Raw genomic sequence first — 15581 nt, 5'->3', positions numbered from 1 at the left:
CGCAATCCGCAATCAAGGGGTGACAAGGCCAATCTGGTGCGTTTTAATTGACGCGTCAATCAAGAAACTGAATGCAAATCGGGAGACACCAGCCATGACCCTCAAGACGGGACTTTCCGCCCTTGCCCTGAGCGCGGCCGCCGCGCCGGCGTTCGCCGATTGCGAGACGATCGTTTTCTCGGACGTCGGCTGGACCGACATCACCGCGACGACTGCCGCCACCACCACCGTGCTCGAGGCGCTCGGCTATGAGACCGAGACCAAGGTGCTGAGCGTGCCGGTCACCTACACGTCGATGGCCGACGGCGATGTCGAGGTGTTCCTGGGCAACTGGATGCCCACGATGGAGAACGACATCGCCCCCTATCGCGAGGACGGCAGCGTCGAGACCGTTCGCGCCAACCTCGAGGGCGCGAAGTACACGCTCGCCACCAACGCCGCGGGCGCCGAGCTGGGGATCGAGAGCTTCGACGACATCGCGGCACACCAGGAGGAACTGGACGGCGAGATCTACGGGATCGAGCCGGGCAACGACGGTAACCGCCTGATCATGGACATGATCGAGGAAGGCGCCTTCGGGCTGGACGAGTTCGAGGTCGTGGAGAGCTCGGAACAGGGCATGCTGGCGCAGGTCAGCCGGGCGAGCCGCCGCGACGAACCGGTCGTGTTCCTGGGCTGGGAGCCGCATCCGATGAACGCGAACTACGATCTGACCTACCTGACGGGTGGCGACGACTATTTCGGTCCCGATCTTGGCGGCGCCACCGTCTACACGAACGTGACCGAGGGCTTCACCGAGGCGTGCCCCAACATCGGCACCTTCCTCGACAACCTCTCGTTCACGCTGGAGATGGAGAACGAGATCATGGGCGCGATCCTGAACGACGGTGCCGAGCCGACCGAGGCGGCGACCGCATGGATCGAGGAAAATCCCGAGGTTCTCGAGGATTGGCTCGCGGGCGTCACGACGCTCGACGGCGAAGAGGGCCTGCCCGCGGTGAAGGCCGAGCTCGGCCTCTGAGCCCCCTGGGACGCATTGACGCGACGACGAGGAACCGGCAGGCGCGTCCTGCCGGTTTTTCCATGCCCTTAGCTTGAATAGGGTGGCGAAACCAACGATCTATCCGCAATCGGCGCCCGATCTCCTGGCGTGCGCGTAACGAGGTTTCCGTCACGATGACCCTTCTGACCCTTTTCGCCGGCCTTGTCCTGCTTCTGGCCGGAGGAGAGGCGCTGGTGCGGGGCAGCGTGGCCGTGGCGACGCGACTGGGCGTCTCGAAGCTGTTGATCGGGTTGACGCTCGTGGGGTTCGGCACCTCGATGCCCGAGCTTGTCGCCAGCCTTCAGGGCGCGCTGGCCGGGGCGCCAGGGCTGGCGGTGGGCAACGTCGTCGGATCGAACATCGCGAACATCCTGCTGATCCTCGGCACCGCGGCGGTGATCCTGCCGATCGCCACGACGCGGGCGGCGTTCCAGCGTGACGGGGCGGTGCTGGTGGCGGTGACGCTGATCCTCGTGGCGATTGCTCTGACCGGAAGCCTGGGACGCGTTGCCGGGCTTGGGCTGCTGGTGCTGCTGGCCGGCTACACGATCGGCACCTACTTGGCCGAGCGACGGCGCATGTCGGCGGCGGGCCACCTGCACACGGCCGAGGCCGACGCCAGCAGCAGCGACATGGCCATCCCCGCCGCGCTTGCGCTCACGGCGGGCGGGATCGCGGGCGTCGTGTTCGGCGCGAGCCTGCTGGTCGGTGCGGCGGTCGAACTGGCGCGGCTCGCCGGGATCAGCGAAGCGGTGATCGGCCTGACGCTGGTGGCGGTGGGCACGTCGCTGCCGGAACTCGTAACCTCTGTAATGGCGGCACTGCGGCGGCAGGCCGACGTGGCCTTCGGCAATGTCGTCGGCTCAAACGTGTTCAACATCCTCGGGATCGGGGGGATCACGGCGGTCGTCTCACCGCTGAGCATCCCCGACGAGATCATCCGGCTCGACATCTGGGCGATGCTGGGCGCGACGCTGCTGCTGGTTCTCTTCGCGGTGACGGGATGGCGGGTGTCGCGGCGCGAGGGCGCGATCTTCCTCGCGCTCTACGCCGCATACTTGGCCGTGCAGCTCTATCCGCCCCTGCGCGGCGCGTTGGGGCTTGTCTGATCTACTGACCGCGCACGATCATCACCGACACCTTGCTGTGACGGGCGACGCTGCCGCCGTTCGAAGACCAGAAGTGGTCGGCCATGTTGGGCGTGTGCGACGCCATCACGACGAGATCGGCGCCCAGATCGTCCACGGCGTCCACCAGCGCATCGTCGAGATCCGCGGTCTTGTCATGGAGGATCATGGCCTTCGACTCCGCGTCGAAGCCGTATTTCTCGCCCTGCTGCTTGGCGAAGTCCGCGAGCTTCTGTCTGAACTCCTCGGGGGAGTGCGCCACCTCGCCCGGCGTCACGTTCGTCGCCGAGACGAAGGTCACCTTGGCGTCGTACCGCTTGGCCATGTCGGCCGTGACGTCGAGTGCGCGGCTCAGCTGGTCGATGTGCGTCAGGTCCACCGGGCTCATGATGTGATTGAACATGTCGTGTCTCCCCTTCTCTTCGCTCGGCCGGATCGATACGGCGCGCGTGGATGGAGTTGCCGGTCATCGGCGATCCCATGACCACCCCGTACCAACGGAGATTGGGGGGGTCGTTGTTCCAGATCAATCCCGTACGGGCGCCCGGACAACGAGAAACGCCGCCGGCGCGGGGCCGGCGGCGTCGCAAATCAGCACAGGTTCAGGCTGCGCGTCACTGCTCTTCGGCGCAGGCCCGCACCTCGTCGATGGCCGGGCCGTTCGGCGTGCGGCCGAGGTTGTACGGCGCCGAGGCCTCGCGCCACTGGGCATAGTTCTCGAGATACTCGAGCATGCTCAGGTAGACTTCGGCCGAGGTCGGGTTCTCGCACGAGACGTCGATGATGACCTGGTTGGCGACCTGCTGGATCTCTTCCAGCGCGTTGTCGTCGTACCGGGTGATCTCGACCGCCTCGTCCCACTTCTCGTAGGCTTCGGTGGCGCGCTTCTCGGTGAAGGCCAGCGACCACAGCATCGTGGCGTCGGCGGCGACCTCGAGCGCCTCGCGCGTCTCGTCGTCGAGCGCGTCCCAGGCCTGCTTGTTGATCATCACGCCAAAGACCGAGGCCGACTGGTGCCAGCCCGGCGTCGCCCAGTGGCTGGTGACCTGCTGGAAACCGGCCGACCAGTCGACGTTCGGCGTCGAGAACTCGCCGCCGTCGATGACGCCGCGCTCGAGCGCCTGGTAGACTTCGCCACCGGCCATCGAGACCTGGCTGCCGCCGAGCTGCTCGAGGATGCGGCCCTGCTCGAGGCCGGAGACGCGCAGGCGCATGCCCTGCAGGTCTTCCATCGTGCTGAGCGGCTCGTTGGTGTGGAAGCCGGATTCGTTGTTGGTCACGCCATAGGGCAGATAGACCATGCCGAAGCGGCCATAGACCTCGTCGTACAGCTCGTCACCGCCCCACTGGTTGATCCAGTTGACGTAGTCGACGGCGTTGAACAGCGCCGGCGTGGTGGCCAGCGGCGAGAACGCGGCATCGCGCCCGGCCCAGTAGCCCGGCCAGTCGGCGCCGGCCTGCACGGTGCCCGACTGCACTGCGCCGAAGACCTCACCCGACGGGACGAGCGCGCCGCCCTCGAAGAACTCGATCGTCAGAGCGTCGCCGGTCAGCTTGTTGGCAAGGTCGACGAAGTGCCGGTCGAACTCGATCAGCTCGAGCGAGCTGGGCCACGTCGTGGTCATCTGCCACGAGTCCTGGGCCTGGGCCGCCCCGGTAAGTGCCGTGCTGGTGGCAAGCGCCACACCGGCGAGAGTCAGTTTCGTCATGTCTTTCTCCTCCGTTGAACCTTGGTTTTCTGGTTATCAGTAGATCACGTCGGGCAGCCAGGTCACCATGCCCGGCACCGCCGCGACCAGCAGACAGATCAGCACGATCAGAGCAATGAACGGCAGCACGCCGACGATGATATGCGTCGTCTTGACCTCGGGTGGCGCGATGGCCCTGAGGTAGAACAGCGCGTAGCCGAAGGGCGGCGTCAGGAACGAGGTCTGCAGCACGACCGCCATCAGCACCACGAACCACAGCAGGCTGACATCCATTTCCTGCACGATCGGCAGGAAGATCGGGAAGGACAGCAGCACGATGCCCGTCCAGTCCAGGAACGCGCCCAGCAGGAACACGATGAACAGCATCACCGTGAGCAACATCCACGGCTGCATGTCGAGCGAGCGGATGATGTCCTGTGTCGCCCGCAGGCCGCCGGTGATGTTGAACACGCCGGTAAAGGCCGTGGCGCCGACCACGATGAACAGGATCATCGCCGACGTCTTCCCCGTCTCCTGCAGCGCGTTATAGAAGGACGGCCAGGTGAACCGGCCCCGCGCGATGACGATGACCAGCGCGAGCGCCGCGCCGATGGCCGACGCCTCGGTCGCCGTGGCGATGCCGGCCAGGAGCGAGCCCAGGATGCCGAAGATCAGCAACAGCGGAGGCAGCGCCTCGACCGCGAGCATGCGGTAGAGCTGTCCGCGCGGCAGGTGCTCGTCGGGCTCGACCGACGGTGCCATGTCGGGACGCATCACCGACAGGATCGCCACCCACGCCGCATAGAGCAGGCCCAGCACGACGCCGGGGATCATCGCGCCAGCGAACAGCTCGCCCACCGACAGTGGCGAGTAGCTGGCCATCAGGATCAGCATGATCGACGGCGGGATCAGGATGCCGAGACAGCCCGACGCCGCGATCACGCCGGTCGTCAGCGTCGGCGCGTAGCCGTATTGCAGCATCGGCCGCAGCGCCATCACGCCCATCACGGTAATCGAGGCGCCAATGATGCCGGTCGTCGCCGCCAGAAGGATCGAGATGAACACCACCGCCAGCGCGAGACCGCCGCGGACATTGGCCATCAGCAGGCGCAGGGTCTCGAACATCTTGTCGGTGACGCCGCTGTTCGACAGGAACTGCGCCATCAGCACGAACAGGGGGATCGCGATCAGGGTGTAGTTATCCAGCACGTCGCCGAAGATGCGGTTGATGACGATCCCGAGGACCATCGTCTTGCCCGCGAGGACCGCGCCGAGCACCGCCGAGCCGCCCAGGACAAAGGCCAGCGGGTGGCCCATGAACAGCCCCAGCAGCAGCATGCCGAACATGCACAATGCGATCGTTTCAGCGCCCATCGGCGGTCTCCTCCGTACCGAGGACGAGTTTCAGGAATTCCGAGACACCCTGAATCAGCAGCAGCACCGCCGCGACGCAGAGCGCCGCCTTCAGCGGATAGACCGGCAGCTGGACGGCGCCGTAGGTCAGCTCTTTCTGTGCCCAGGAGGTCGACGCGAAGGAGTAGGAGCGCGTCACGAAGACGTAGGCGAACGGAAAGAAGAAGATCACGTATCCCGCCGCCTCGACGATGCGGCGCAGGCCCGGCCGCAGGGCCTCGGTGACGAGGTCGACCCGCACATGCGCCTTGTGGCGCAGGGCATAGCCACCGAGCAGGATGAAGTAGAACCCGTAGATCTGCTTGGACACGTCGAACGCCCACCGTGTCGGCGCGTTGAACGCGTACCGCATGATGACGTCGAAGATGATGATCCCGGCAAAGACGATCGCCAGAACGCAGATGACGCGCCCCACGACCTCGTTCACCGTATCGATCGCTCGCATGAGCACTGGCGCTCCTCCCCTTTGCGAACCACAGCGCTTTGATGCCCGCCGGATCGGACCGTGTCAAATTGATCAGCATGCCGAGGCTAATTTTGTTGCGCATTAAGGGCCACCTGCAAAATACCTTTACGCAAGGGAAAATCGCCCTTGCCGGTCACCCTTCCTACGTCAGGACAACACCGGTGCGGCGTCCGCTACGGACCACGTGCCGCGACGTTCACGGCGAAAGCGGGCGGTTGCCTTGGGCACACAGGGCGCCGGCTCCTCGGGACGCGCGATCCGGACCGCGGCCCGGCCCGTTCGCTCACGTCGGGATGGCTGATGATCATCCGACTGCACCCGTCGGTCGCATGCCGCGCTGACATGGCGGCATATCTGAGAACGGCGGCGCCGGGTCAGCCGGACAAGCATCACGGGACAGACGGCGCCGGAAGCGCCGTCTAAAACTCTAGGAGTACCACGGTCCCATCTTCACCTCGGTCTCCGCGTCCGACTCGGACAGAAGCGCGGCGAACTCCTCGGGGTCACTGTCGCGATAATGGTAGGGGTAGACATAGGTCGGCGCGAAATCGGCCACCGCGTCCGCCGCCTGATCGACGGCCATCGTATAGGGCAGGTTCATCGGCACGAAGGCGAGGTCGATGTTCTCGAGCGCGCGCATCTCGTCGGTGCCCTCGGTATCGCCGGCAATGTAGACGCGCATCCCGTCGATCTCGAGGATATAGCCGTTGTCGCGCCCCTCGGGATGATACTGCAGGCGGTCCTCGGTGGTGTTGTAGGCCGGCACCGCCTCGATTGGAACGCCCATCATCTCGGCCGTCTCGCCGTTGGCGATCGCGGTTGCCTGCGCCTTCAGATCTTCGGGCAGCATGTCGTAGACAGCCGGGTTGGTCAGCAGTTGCGTGTCCTCGCCCACCAGCGCCGCGAGCGTCTCGGCGTTGTAGTGGTCGCCATGCTCGTGGGTGATCAGGATCAGGTCGGGCGCGGGGAACGACTCGTAGGCCGACGCCTCGCCCACCGGATCGTTGTAGATGACCCCCGCCGGCGTCTCCATCACGAACGAGGCGTGGCTGACCGGGTGCACGGTGATCTCGCCACCGTCGGTGGCGAACGTGTCGCCATCCTGCGATTGCGCCCGCGCCGCATAGGGAAGAATCGTCGTCGCGGCAATGCCTGCGGCGGCGCCTCTAATGAATGTGCGTCTGGTCGTCATTGGGCGAAACTCCGATCTGTTTTCGTGCTATGTCCTGCAACATAGTTTCCGCTGCCCGGCGTCCACCGCGGATTGCGGTCCGGGGCTTCACATCTCGGAGCGTTCCGGTTTATTTTGATTGAGTAATCAATTAAGGAACCGTCATGGACTGGCTCGCAGAACACAAGATCCCGATCGGTGATGCCGCCGGGACGACCTTCGACTGGCTGCAGACCCACGGTGCCGTCGTGTTCGACAGCTTCGCCATCGCGATGGAATGGCTGATCGAGTCGCTGCTCGCCGTGCTGCAGACCCCGCACCCGCTGATCGTCGTCGCCGTACTGGCGGGGCTGACCTACGCACTTCAGCGTCGGTGGCAGACCGCCCTTTTGGTGGTGCTGGGCTTTCTCTTCGTGCTGAACCAAGGCTACTGGGAGGAAACGACCGAAAGCCTGACGCTGGTGATCGCCGCCTGCGTCGTCTGCATGGGGATCGGCGTTCCCATCGGCATCGGCGCGGCCCACCGGCCCCGGCTCTATGCCTGGATGCGGCCGATCCTCGACCTGATGCAGACGCTGCCGCCCTTCGTCTACCTGATCCCGGCCATCGTGTTCTTCGGCATCGGCATGGTGCCCGGCCTGCTGGCCACGGTGATCTTCGTGCTGCCCGCCCCGATCCGTCTGACCCATCTGGGCATCTCGTCGACGCCCACCGCGCTGGTCGAGGCCGCAACCGCCTTCGGCGCCACCCCGCGCCAGCTCCTGTGGCGGGTCGAACTGCCGTCGGCGGTGCCGCAGATCATGGCCGGGCTGAACCAGACCATCATGCTGTCGCTGTCGATGGTGGTGATCGCCGCGCTCGTCGGCGCCGACGGGCTGGGCGTGCCGGTGATCCGCGCGCTGAACTCCGTGAACACCGCGCTCGGCTTCGAATCCGGCTTCGTCATCGTCGTCGTCGCGATCCTTCTCGACCGCATGCTGAGGATGCCCCAGAAATGACCGCTCCCGCCGTGACCTTCGACCGCGTCTCCATCGTCTTCGGAGACGCGCCCGAAAGCGCCCTGCCCGCGATGGACGCGGGCAAGACCCGCGCCCAGGTGCAGGACGAGACCGACCAGGTCCTCGGGGTCCACGATTGCAGCCTCGAAGTGCCCGAGGGCGAGCTGCTCGTGCTCATGGGCCTCTCCGGATCGGGCAAGTCCACGCTGCTACGCGCGGTCAACGGGCTGAACCCGGTGACGCGGGGCGAGGTACAGGTGTCCGTCGACGGCGCCGAGACCTCGGTGACCCATGCCGACGCCGCCACCCTGCGTCGCCTGCGACTGAACCACATCGCCATGGTGTTCCAGCAATTCGGCCTCCTGCCCTGGCGCACCGTGGCCGAGAATGTCGGCCTCGGCCTGGAACTCGGCGGCGCCTCCCGTTCCCACCGCGAGGACCGCGTGCGCAAGCAGCTCGACCTCGTGGGTCTCTCGGACCGCGCCGACGCCAAGGTGTCCGAGCTCTCGGGCGGCATGCAGCAGCGCGTGGGCCTCGCGCGCGCCTTCGCCACCGACGCGCCGGTGCTGCTGATGGACGAACCCTTCTCGGCGCTCGACCCGCTGATCCGGAACCGGCTGCAGGACGAGCTCATCGAGATCCAGCGCAATCTCGGGCGCACCATCATCTTCGTCAGCCACGACCTCGACGAGGCGTTCAAGCTGGGCGACAGCATCGCGATCATGGAGGGCGGCCGGATCGTCCAGCACGGCACGCCGCGCGACATCTTCCGCGCCCCGGCCGACGACTACGTCGCCGACTTCGTGGCCCACATGAACCCCCTCGGCGTGCTGACGGCGCGCGACGCCATGGCCGGCACACCCGCCCAGGGCCCCGAGATCGACGCCGCCGCCCCGATCGGCGAGGCGATCTCGCGGCTCGACGACGGCACCGTCGCTCTGACGGTCACCGAGAACGGGCGCCCCATCGGCACCGTCACCCCGTCCTCGCTCCTCGCCGCCCTCTCCCGGCCCGGAGCCTGACCGCGCGTCCTCTTTGGTTCCGGAAATATCCTCGGGGGTGAATTGCGCCGCAGGCGCAAGAGGGGGCGGACAGCCCCCTCACCACCACGGGCCGAACTAGCCCGTCACCAGCCCTACCGCGATCGCCCACATGGTCACCCCGACCAGGGCGTCGAGCGCTCGCCACGCCAGCGGCCGCGCAAAGAGCGGCGACAGCAGGCGCGCGCCGTATCCGAGGGCCAGGAAGAACACGAAGGACGCCGTCACCGCCCCGCCGCCGAAGGCCGGACGCGCACCCTCCCACCCGGCCGAGACCGAGCCCAGGAGCACGACCGTGTCGAGATAGACATGCGGGTTCAGCCAAGTCAGCGCCAGGCAGGTGCCCAGCACCCGCCACAGCCCGCCGCCATCGCCCTCCGCCGGGTCGAGGTGCTCGGCCGGGCCGAAGGCGGCCCGCAGGCTCATGGCGCCGTAAACGGCCAGGAACGCCGCCCCGCCCCAGCGCATCGCCGGCGCGAGCCACGGCACAGACGTGGCCAGCCAACCGAACCCGCCGACCCCGACCGCGATCAGCACCGCGTCGGAGACCGCGCAGGTCAGGCAGACCGGCAGGACATGCGCCCGCCGCAGCCCCTGGCGCAGGACAAAGGCGTTCTGCGCGCCGATGGCGAGGATCAGTGACAGGCCGAGCGCGAAGCCGGCGAGATATGCGGCACCCATGCGGCGTCCCTAGCGCGCGGTGCCCCGCATGTCACCGGTCCCGCTCGGAAAATCGGTGTCGCGGGGCGTCAGGCGTTCTCGAGCTCGGCCATGACCTCGTCGGAGACCTCGAAATTGGTCGTCACTCGCTGAACGTCGTCGTCGTCCTCGAGCGCTTCGATCAGCCTCATCAGCTTCTGGAACGTCTCAAGGTCCAGTTCGGTCGTGGTCTGCGGCCGCCACACAAGCTTGGTCGACTCGGATTCGCCCAGCTGTTCCTCCAGCGCGGTCGACACGTCGTTGAGATCGGTGTCGGCGCACCAGATGACGTGCCCGTCCTCGCCGCTCTCGACATCCTCGGCGCCGGCCTCGATCGCGGCCATCATCACGTCGTCCGCGTCACCGGCGTCGGCGGGATAGACCACCTGCCCCTTGCGGTCGAACATGAAGCTGACCGACCCGGTCTCACCCATGTTGCCGCCGTGCTTGCCGAAGGTCGACCGCACGGTCGAGGCGGTCCGGTTGCGATTGTCGGTCATCGCCTCGACGATCACCGCGACTCCCTGCGGGCCGTAGCCCTCGTAGCGGATCTCTTCGTAATTGTCGGCGTCGCCGCCCTGCGACTTCTTGATGGCCCGGTCGATCACGTCCTTGGGGACCGAGTTCGACTTCGCCTCCTTGATCGCGAGGCGCAGGCGCGGGTTCTTGTCTGGATCGGCATCGCCCATCTTGGCGGCGACGGTGATCTCCTTGGACAGCTTCGAGAACAGCTTGGACCGTGCGGCGTCCTGCCGGCCCTTGCGGTGCTGGATGTTCGCCCACTTAGAATGGCCTGCCATGGTCCTGTCGCTCCGTATGTCTCGGGATGGCGTCGTATATCGCAGGGTCCCGCCCCGCTTCAAGCCTCCGCGCGTGATCCGGCGCCCCGGCCCGGTCCACTCTCAGACGCCCGGCGCCGGGCCGTAGCCTATGGCCGTGCCGTCCGGACCGGTCAGACGCACGCGCTCGCCGCCGCGGGCCAGCGACTGCCGCGGCCGCTCGGACGGGACGGCGATGCGGGCCGTCCAGGCATGGGCGCAGCCGACGGTGCGCCCGCTCCACCCGCCCGAGCGCGCCTCGCGCGGGACGGCGCAGAGTTGCCCGTCGTCGAAGCGCACCGTCACCGTGTCGCGGTACAGCACGACCTGCTCAGGCTGCGCGCCGGGCCGCGGCGCATCCCCGCGCGGTGCGGCCGCGCAGCCGGCCAGAAGCAGAAACAGCAGGCCCCGTCTCATAGCGGCCAGATCAGCGGGATCACGAGACTGGCCGTGATGCCGAGCAGAATGTTCATCGGAACCCCCACGCGCATGTAGTCGGTGAAACGGTACCCGCCGGGACCGTAGACCAGCATGTTGGTCTGGTACCCGATCGGGGTCGAGAACGCCGCCGACGCGGCGAACATGACGGCGACGACCAGCGGCCGCGGATCCAGCCCCAGGGCCGAGCCAAGCTCGATCGCGATCGGTGTCAGGATCACGCCGACCGCGTTGTTCGACACGATCTCGGTCAGGGTGGACGAGATGGCATAGACGCAGAAGATCACCAGCGCGGGCGGCAGGCCCCGCAGCACCGGCTCGATCAGCCCCACCAGCATCTCGACCGAGCCCGTCTCCTCGAGCCCGGCCCCGACGGCCAGCATGGCGAAGATCAGCGCCAGCAGGCGCCCCTCGACATAGGAGAACGCCTCGTCCGCGTCGACGCAGCGCGCCAGCAGGATCACCGCCACCGCCAGCACCGCCAGCGCCAGGATCGGCGCGACGCCGGCGGCGGCGAGCACCACAACCGCGCCGAGAGAGCCGATCGCGATCGGCTGCTTGTCGCGGCGGAACGCCTGCGCGGCCGGCTTGGCGATATCCACCAGGTCCATGTCCTGCGCGAGCCGCTGGATGTCCTCGGGCGCACCCTCGAGCAGCAGCGTGTCCCCGACGCGCACCACCACGTCGTCGAGCTGCCGCCCGATGTTCTGGTTCCGCCGGTGCACGGCCAGGGTATAGACGCCGTAGCGGCGGCGCAGGCGCATGGCGCCCAGCGACCGGCCGATCATCCGGCACCCGGGAGAAATCAGCACCTCAACGGTGTCGGTGGCCACGCTCGACAGCTTGTCGACGGCGCGCAGGTCCCTGTTCTGCTGCAGCCCCAGAAGCTCGGCCATCTCGGTGCGCAGCACGACCCGGTCGCCGGTCTCGAGCGTCACCTCTTCCAGATTGCGCCGCAGCGAGGCGTCGCCGCGCAGCACGTCGACCACGCGGACGCCCTCGCGCTTGAACAGCTCCGCCTCGAGCACCGGTTCCCCGATCAGGCCCGACCCCTCGGGCACCGCGACCTCGGTGAAGTATTTCAGCTTGCGCCGGTCGCTCAGCAGGACGCTCATCGACGAGCGGTCCGGCAGCAGGTGGCGCCCGATCAGCATCAGATAGGCGCCGCCGACGACCACTTGCACCAGCCCCAGGGGCAGGATCTCGAAGATCGTGAACGGCTCCATCCCGCGCGAACGCGCCACGCCGTCCACCAGCAGGTTCGTCGATGTCCCCAGCAGCGTCAGCGTCCCGCCGAGGATCGCGGCATAGCTCAGCGGGATCAGGATCTTCGACGGAGGCACGCCGATCCGCTTGGCCAGCTGCACGAAGACCGGGATCATCACGACGACGACGGGCGTGTTGTTCATGAAGGCCGATCCGATGGCCACGACCAGAAGCGCCGTGATCAGCGTCATGATCGGCCGCGAATCCGACCGGCGATCCGCCTGCTCGGTCAGCCATTGCACCGCCCCGGTGCGCACCAGCCCACCCATCACCAGGAACATCGCGGCGATCGTCCACGGTGCAGGGTTCGAGAGCACCTCGAGCGCCGCCTCGTAGGGCAACAGCCCCAGCGCGAACATCAGCGACGCCCCCGAGATCGCCACGACCTCCGTCGGGTAGCTTTCCCGCGCGAAGGCGATGAACATGCCGAACACCACACCGAAGGTGAGGATCGCCTGCGCGGTGGGGTCGAGATACTGGGCGATCATCCTGCGGTCTTCTCGCGGCTCGGGCGCATCGCGCAGACCTTAACGGTCCGCACGCGGCTGGCAAGCGGGCGATCGCGGATCACGGACGGGCCGGCTCCAGCACGCCGCCTTCGCGCACCATCGCCACGCGCACCGCCTTGCCCGTCGCGTCGTCGGTCTCGACGAAGATGCCCGACAGGGTTCCTGCTCCGGAGGCCGGCGTGAACCGCCCCTTCGACATGCCCGTCACGAACCGGCGCAGCGGTTCTTCGGGGTCCATCCCGATGACCGAGTGATAGTCGCCGCACATCCCCGCATCGGTCAGATAGGCCGTCCCGCCCGGCAGGATCATCGCGTCCGCCGTGGGCACGTGGGTGTGGGTGCCGACGACGACGCTCGCCTTGCCGTCGCAGAAATGGCCCATGCCCATCTTCTCGCTCGTGGCCTCGCAGTGCATGTCGACGAGGCTCGCCTGCACCTGCGCCCCGAGCGGCGCGGCCTTCAGCACCGGCTCGATCGCCGAGAACGGATCGTCGAAGGGTCGTTTCATGAACACCTGGCCCAGCACCTGCGCCACAAGCACCCGTCGCCCCCCCGGCGCGTCGAAGACCCGCGCGCCGCGCCCCGGCGCCGCCTTGGAATAGTTCAGCGGCCGAATGATGCGCCGCTCGCTCTCGCAGAACTGCAGCATGTCCTTCTGGTCGAAGGCATGATCGCCCAGAGTCACCACGTCCGCGCCCGCGTCGAACAGAAGCTTGGCGTGATCCGGCGACAGGCCCGCGCCGTTCGTGGCATTCTCGCCGTTGACGATGCAGAAGTCGGCACGCCACGCGGTACGCAGCGCGGCAAGCCCCTCGTGCACCGCGGTCCGTCCGGACCGGCCCATCACGTCGCCCAGGAAAAGAAGTCTCATGAAGTCCCTGCTAGGCGCTGGGACGGGCCGGAGCAAGATGCGCGGCACGTTTCTTCGCATCGCACGACCCCGGAGCCGGAGCGCGGTCTGCTCAAATGTCGATCACGCCGCTCTCCGTGACGATCATGTCCAGCGGCGCATCGGTTTCTTCCAGCGGCAGATCGTCCATCTCCTGCCCGGCATAGGCAAATCCAACGGCCAGCACCGGCCCCTGCGCCCTGAGCGCCGCCAGCGTCCGGTCGTAGAAGCCGCCGCCATAACCCAGCCGCCCGCCGCGCCGGTCGAAGGCCAGCATCGGCACGATGACGATCTCGGGCGTCACCCACTCGCCCTCCACTGGAACCTGCACGCCGAACGGCCCCTCGGTCAGACGGACGTCCGGCGTCCAGGCACGGAACCGCAGCGGCGTCGCCTCGGCCTCGACCACCGGCACGGCCACGGGCCCGTGGGCCGCAGCCTCGGCCATCGCCGGGACCGGGTCGATCTCGGACCGGATCGGGAGGTAGCCCGCCACCGGCACGCCCCGATGCCCCGCCAGGAAAGATGACAACGCCCCCGCCCGGCCCCTCGCCGCGCGATGCGCCTCGGCCCGCCGCGCCAGGGCGGCCTTCCGCGCCGCGGCCTTCGGGTCGTCGCACCCACTCATAGCATCAGCACCGCGGCCAGGCCGAGGAAGGCGAAGAAGCCCATCACGTCCGTCACCGTGGTGACGAACACACCCGAAGCGAGCGCCGGGTCGACGCCCACCTTGTCCAGCGTCAGCGGCACCAGGATGCCGGCCAGCCCCGCGATGACCAGGTTGGCGATCATCGCCAGGCCGATCACCACCCCCAGCATTGGCGTCCCGAACCACAAGATGCCGATCGCCCCCATCAGCACCGCGAAGACGCAGCCGTTGAGAAAGCCCGCGACCAGCTCGCGCCGGATCACCCGTAGCGCGTTCGACCCCGTCAGGTCGCGCGTCGCCAGCGCCCGCACCGCCACCGTCAGCGACTGGGTGCCAGCGTTACCGCCCATAGAGGCGACGATCGGCATCAGCACGGCCAGCGCCACCACGGCGGCCAGAGTCGCCTCGAACTGGGCGATTACCAATGAGGCGAGGATCGCCGTCATCAGGTTCACGAACAGCCACGGAAAGCGCTGCTTCACGATCTGCACCGTGGTGTCCGACAGCGATTCCGGCCCCACACCGGCCAGACGCAGGATGTCCTCCTCGTTCTCCTCGCTCAGCACGATCATCGCGTCGTCGATGGTGATGACGCCGACGAGCCGACCCTCGTCGTCCACCACCGGCGCCGAGATCAGGTGATACTGGTTGAAGGCATAGGCGACGTCCTCTTCGTCCTGCGTGACCGAGAAGGTGCGGAATGACGGCTCGGCCAGGTCGGCCAGCTTTTCCTGCCGCCGCGACGACATCACCTTGCCCAGCGTCACGTGGCCCACCGGCCGCAGCCGCGGGTCCACGAGGATGATGTGATAGAACTGCTCGGGCAGATCCTCCGCCGCCCGCATGAAGTCGATCGCCTCGCCCACCGACCAGTGCTCGGGCGCCATCACGACCTCGCGCTGCATCAGGCGGCCGGCGGAGTATTCCGGGAAGGTCAGCGCGCGTTCGACGGCGACCCTGTCGCTGGCCTCAAGCGCCTCAAGGATCACCTGCTGGTGGATCTTCTCGAGGTCCTCGATCAGGTCGACGACGTCGTCCGATTCCAGTTCACGGACCGCCTCGGTCAGGACTTCGGGCGACAGCGCCGCGATCACGTCCTCGCGCACGCTCTCGTCCAGCTCCGACAGGATCTCGCCGTCGAACGCCTTGCCGTAGAGCGCGATCAGCCGGTGCCGCTTGTCACTGTCGATCTGCTCGAGAAGGTCGGCGATGTCAGCCGCGTGCAGCGGCTCCATCAGCTCGGTCAGCAGAGCGGCGTCCTCGGCCTCCACGGCATCGAGGATGGCGGCCACCGTCTTGCCGGTCAGGGCGTAGGCGTCCTCGTCCTGCTCATCGGTCTCGATCACCTGGTCCGCGTCGCTCATGCTC

General features: G+C 67.5%; 16 protein-coding genes. 4 read left to right on the top strand and 12 right to left on the bottom strand.

The genetic code is table 11. The features are described 5' to 3' along the window. Window positions 1-94 precede the first annotated feature (94 nt). Both BMZ25_RS14345 and BMZ25_RS14340 read left to right on the top strand, forming a co-directional pair. The gene (locus BMZ25_RS14345) at window positions 95-1021 is read left to right on the top strand and encodes a choline ABC transporter substrate-binding protein (protein ID WP_092694783.1); all 927 of its coding nucleotides are present in this window, start codon (window positions 95-97) and stop codon (window positions 1019-1021) included. A 155-nt stretch (window positions 1022-1176) separates the two neighbouring features. After that, on the top strand, window positions 1177-2151 hold the full coding sequence (locus BMZ25_RS14340; RefSeq protein WP_092694781.1) for a calcium/sodium antiporter: 975 nt from the start codon (window positions 1177-1179) through the stop codon (window positions 2149-2151). A 1-nt stretch (window position 2152) separates the two neighbouring features. Here the strand turns inward: BMZ25_RS14340 and BMZ25_RS14335 are convergent, their stop codons facing one another. The 5 genes from BMZ25_RS14335 to BMZ25_RS14315 form a co-directional block, all read right to left on the bottom strand. Continuing rightward, on the bottom strand, window positions 2153-2572 hold the full coding sequence (locus BMZ25_RS14335) for a universal stress protein (RefSeq protein ID WP_092694779.1): 420 nt from the start codon (window positions 2570-2572) through the stop codon (window positions 2153-2155). A 211-nt stretch (window positions 2573-2783) separates the two neighbouring features. Then, on the bottom strand, window positions 2784-3878 hold the full coding sequence (gene dctP / locus BMZ25_RS14330) for a TRAP transporter substrate-binding protein DctP (protein WP_092694777.1): 1095 nt from the start codon (window positions 3876-3878) through the stop codon (window positions 2784-2786). Window positions 3879-3914: 36 nt separating this feature from the next. Then, complete coding sequence (locus tag BMZ25_RS14325) at window positions 3915-5231, bottom strand: TRAP transporter large permease (RefSeq protein ID WP_177190470.1); 1317 nt, start codon at window positions 5229-5231, stop codon at window positions 3915-3917. Next, window positions 5221-5715 carry a TRAP transporter small permease subunit gene (locus BMZ25_RS14320; RefSeq protein WP_218142548.1) on the bottom strand — a complete coding sequence of 165 codons (495 nt, stop codon included), beginning with the start codon at window positions 5713-5715 and terminating at the stop codon, window positions 5221-5223. Before BMZ25_RS14320 ends, BMZ25_RS14325 begins: the two co-directional genes overlap by 11 nt. 448 nt (window positions 5716-6163) lie before the next feature. Then, window positions 6164-6928 (bottom strand): MBL fold metallo-hydrolase, encoded by a 765-nt coding sequence (locus tag BMZ25_RS14315; protein WP_092694773.1) that lies wholly within the window; start codon window positions 6926-6928, stop codon window positions 6164-6166. A 143-nt stretch (window positions 6929-7071) separates the two neighbouring features. Here BMZ25_RS14315 and choW point away from each other — a divergent pair, with 143 nt between their 5' ends. After that, window positions 7072-7905, top strand: coding sequence for a choline ABC transporter permease subunit (gene choW / locus BMZ25_RS14310; protein ID WP_092694771.1), 834 nt, complete (start codon window positions 7072-7074; stop codon window positions 7903-7905). Beyond that, complete coding sequence (gene choV, locus BMZ25_RS14305; RefSeq protein ID WP_092694769.1) at window positions 7902-8927, top strand: choline ABC transporter ATP-binding protein; 1026 nt, start codon at window positions 7902-7904, stop codon at window positions 8925-8927. Before choW ends, choV begins: the two co-directional genes overlap by 4 nt. A gap of 96 nt (window positions 8928-9023) precedes the next feature. Here choV and BMZ25_RS14300 read toward each other — a convergent pair whose 3' ends face one another. From BMZ25_RS14300 to mgtE, 7 genes are all read right to left on the bottom strand, one after another. Then, window positions 9024-9626, bottom strand: a complete 603-nt coding sequence (locus BMZ25_RS14300) for a LysE/ArgO family amino acid transporter (protein ID WP_092694768.1) — start codon at window positions 9624-9626, stop codon at window positions 9024-9026. Window positions 9627-9694: 68 nt separating this feature from the next. Then, a complete protein-coding gene (locus BMZ25_RS14295; RefSeq protein ID WP_092694766.1) occupies window positions 9695-10444 on the bottom strand; it encodes a YebC/PmpR family DNA-binding transcriptional regulator in 750 nt (249 codons plus the stop codon). Window positions 10445-10546: 102 nt separating this feature from the next. Beyond that, the gene (locus BMZ25_RS14290; protein WP_092694764.1) at window positions 10547-10879 is read right to left on the bottom strand and encodes a hypothetical protein; all 333 of its coding nucleotides are present in this window, start codon (window positions 10877-10879) and stop codon (window positions 10547-10549) included. Then, window positions 10876-12654 carry an SLC13 family permease gene (locus tag BMZ25_RS14285; protein ID WP_092694762.1) on the bottom strand — a complete coding sequence of 593 codons (1779 nt, stop codon included), beginning with the start codon at window positions 12652-12654 and terminating at the stop codon, window positions 10876-10878. Before BMZ25_RS14285 ends, BMZ25_RS14290 begins: the two co-directional genes overlap by 4 nt. Before the next feature lie 79 nt (window positions 12655-12733). After that, window positions 12734-13546 (bottom strand): TIGR00282 family metallophosphoesterase, encoded by an 813-nt coding sequence (locus BMZ25_RS14280; RefSeq protein WP_092694761.1) that lies wholly within the window; start codon window positions 13544-13546, stop codon window positions 12734-12736. Between the two features lie 91 nt (window positions 13547-13637). After that, entirely contained in the window at window positions 13638-14192 is a 555-nt protein-coding gene (locus BMZ25_RS14275; protein WP_092694759.1) for a 5-formyltetrahydrofolate cyclo-ligase, read from the bottom strand. Continuing rightward, on the bottom strand, window positions 14189-15577 hold the full coding sequence (gene mgtE, locus BMZ25_RS14270) for a magnesium transporter (protein WP_092694758.1): 1389 nt from the start codon (window positions 15575-15577) through the stop codon (window positions 14189-14191). Before mgtE ends, BMZ25_RS14275 begins: the two co-directional genes overlap by 4 nt. Window positions 15578-15581 lie beyond the last annotated feature (4 nt).

It is taken from the genome of Tranquillimonas rosea (genome assembly GCF_900111315.1).
GTDB lineage: Bacteria > Pseudomonadota > Alphaproteobacteria > Rhodobacterales > Rhodobacteraceae > Tranquillimonas > Tranquillimonas rosea.
Note: the sequence above shows the minus strand (reverse complement) of the source record. Positions and strands in the feature narration are given on the sequence as shown.

Excerpts from the sequence above, each read along its gene's own strand:
- BMZ25_RS14345 (WP_092694783.1), top strand. The coding sequence starts at position 95 with ATGACCCTCAAGACGGGACTTTCCGCCCTTGCCCTGAGCGCGGCCGCC.
- BMZ25_RS14340 (WP_092694781.1), top strand. The coding sequence starts at position 1,177 with ATGACCCTTCTGACCCTTTTCGCCGGCCTTGTCCTGCTTCTGGCCGGA.
- BMZ25_RS14335 (WP_092694779.1), bottom strand. The coding sequence starts at position 2,572 with ATGTTCAATCACATCATGAGCCCGGTGGACCTGACGCACATCGACCAG.
- dctP (WP_092694777.1), bottom strand. The coding sequence starts at position 3,878 with ATGACGAAACTGACTCTCGCCGGTGTGGCGCTTGCCACCAGCACGGCA.
- BMZ25_RS14325 (WP_177190470.1), bottom strand. The coding sequence starts at position 5,231 with ATGGGCGCTGAAACGATCGCATTGTGCATGTTCGGCATGCTGCTGCTG.
- BMZ25_RS14320 (WP_218142548.1), bottom strand. The coding sequence starts at position 5,715 with ATGCGAGCGATCGATACGGTGAACGAGGTCGTGGGGCGCGTCATCTGC.
- BMZ25_RS14315 (WP_092694773.1), bottom strand. The coding sequence starts at position 6,928 with ATGACGACCAGACGCACATTCATTAGAGGCGCCGCCGCAGGCATTGCC.
- choW (WP_092694771.1), top strand. The coding sequence starts at position 7,072 with ATGGACTGGCTCGCAGAACACAAGATCCCGATCGGTGATGCCGCCGGG.
- choV (WP_092694769.1), top strand. The coding sequence starts at position 7,902 with ATGACCGCTCCCGCCGTGACCTTCGACCGCGTCTCCATCGTCTTCGGA.
- BMZ25_RS14300 (WP_092694768.1), bottom strand. The coding sequence starts at position 9,626 with ATGGGTGCCGCATATCTCGCCGGCTTCGCGCTCGGCCTGTCACTGATC.
- BMZ25_RS14295 (WP_092694766.1), bottom strand. The coding sequence starts at position 10,444 with ATGGCAGGCCATTCTAAGTGGGCGAACATCCAGCACCGCAAGGGCCGG.
- BMZ25_RS14290 (WP_092694764.1), bottom strand. The coding sequence starts at position 10,879 with ATGAGACGGGGCCTGCTGTTTCTGCTTCTGGCCGGCTGCGCGGCCGCA.
- BMZ25_RS14285 (WP_092694762.1), bottom strand. The coding sequence starts at position 12,654 with ATGATCGCCCAGTATCTCGACCCCACCGCGCAGGCGATCCTCACCTTC.
- BMZ25_RS14280 (WP_092694761.1), bottom strand. The coding sequence starts at position 13,546 with ATGAGACTTCTTTTCCTGGGCGACGTGATGGGCCGGTCCGGACGGACC.
- BMZ25_RS14275 (WP_092694759.1), bottom strand. The coding sequence starts at position 14,192 with ATGAGTGGGTGCGACGACCCGAAGGCCGCGGCGCGGAAGGCCGCCCTG.
- mgtE (WP_092694758.1), bottom strand. The coding sequence starts at position 15,577 with ATGAGCGACGCGGACCAGGTGATCGAGACCGATGAGCAGGACGAGGAC.